At 71.9% G+C, this 1,376-nt stretch carries 1 protein-coding gene; it reads right to left on the bottom strand.

Annotation, left to right across the window (positions count from 1 at the left end; all coding sequences use genetic code 11):
* A partial coding sequence (locus ACPA54_RS38995) for an SCO6880 family protein (RefSeq protein ID WP_423537287.1) occupies positions 1–1,316 on the bottom strand: 1,316 nt, incomplete at its 3' end.
* Positions 1,317–1,376: the final 60 nt, after the last annotated feature.

Below are 1,376 nucleotides of genomic sequence, written 5' to 3'. Positions count from 1 at the left end.
TACATGCGCCGCAGCCGGACCCGCGCCGTGGCGGCGAGGTTGTCCACGGCGGCGCCGGCCAGCGGCACCGCCGCCTCGTCCAGCACCGTCGCCGTCAGCAGCAGCCCGAACCGCACCAGCCCGGCACCGGTCGCCTCCTCACGCGCCGACTGGTCCGCCGCCCGCAGGTCCACCGAGTCGCGGGCCTGGGCGATACGGGCCTGCTGCGCCCGGAACAGCGCGTCCTTGCGGTCGCGTTCGACCAGCCGCGCGGAGTCCGACGGGCTGTGCGGCCGGTACAGCAGCGTCACGCGCTTGCGCACGATGTCCGGGTGCGGCGCGACCATCCGCGACAGCACCGTGGAGAACACCTCGCCGCGCGGAGCGTCGGTCATCGACCACGTGATCGAGAACGCACCGTCGTGCCGGTAGTGGTCCCAGCCCTCCTGCGCGGCAATCGGACCGGCTTCGTCCCACCGCAGCGCGAAGTCGGCACCGTCGTGCGCCTGGTCGACGAGGACGCCGACCTCCGGGTCGTACGCCACCCGAACCATCTCGGCGAGTTCCCCGGCGGTCATGGCCTCCGCGGGACCGGCGCCGGTCATGCCGAGCCCGCCGGCCAGCCCGGGGAGGCGGGTGCCGATCTCGGCCGCCATGTCGGCGACTCCGCCGCGCGCGCCGTACTCCCGCTCGGCGTAGGTGAGCACCACGCGGGAGGTGATCTCGGCGGAGCCCAGCGGGTAGTCGTACATCACCTGGTTGAGGACGGCCCGAGCGAGGTCGGGCGCGGACGGGTCGATGTTGCCGAGGACTTCCTTGCGCAGCCGCTCACCGGTGTCCGGTGCGGACTCGATGGTCACCGACGCCGACACCAGCCCGGGCTCGTAAGCGAGACCCGCCAGCCACTGCCCCCAGTACGCGACCCAGGTGTCCACCTGGACCGGGTCCACCAAGGACGCCCCGTCGGCCGAGCACGACAGCACCACGGAGTGCTGAGCCGTGGTCGGGTTGCTGATCAGCGCGAAGGGAACGCCGTACGCATCGGTGAAGTCCCGCACGGTCAAACCCGCCAGGACACCGGGAAGCCGGCACGTACGCCCCGGCACCTGCCCGATCGGGCCGGCCCGGTACAGGTGCTGACCCAGCGTCAGACCGCGGAACCACGCCGTGCGGGAGCCCACCCATTGAAAGCCGTTGCGGCCGTGCGGATCACGGATCAGCAGCGGCGCCACCACGATCGCCACCACGATCGCCACCATCAGCGCGAACGTGAGCGACACCATCATGCTCACGACGATGCCGACCAGGCCGCCGAGCACCACGAGCGATCCGCCCATGCCCAGCTTGCCGAAGCCCGGAGACGTCGGCTTACGCCAGTTCCCGTACGTACGAACGTC

The organism is Uniformispora flossi (assembly GCF_049534875.1).
GTDB classification, from domain to species: Bacteria; Actinomycetota; Actinomycetes; order Streptomycetales; family Streptomycetaceae; genus Yinghuangia; species Yinghuangia aomiensis.
The sequence above is the reverse complement of the archived record's forward strand: the minus strand, read 5'-3'. Positions and strand labels throughout refer to the sequence as shown.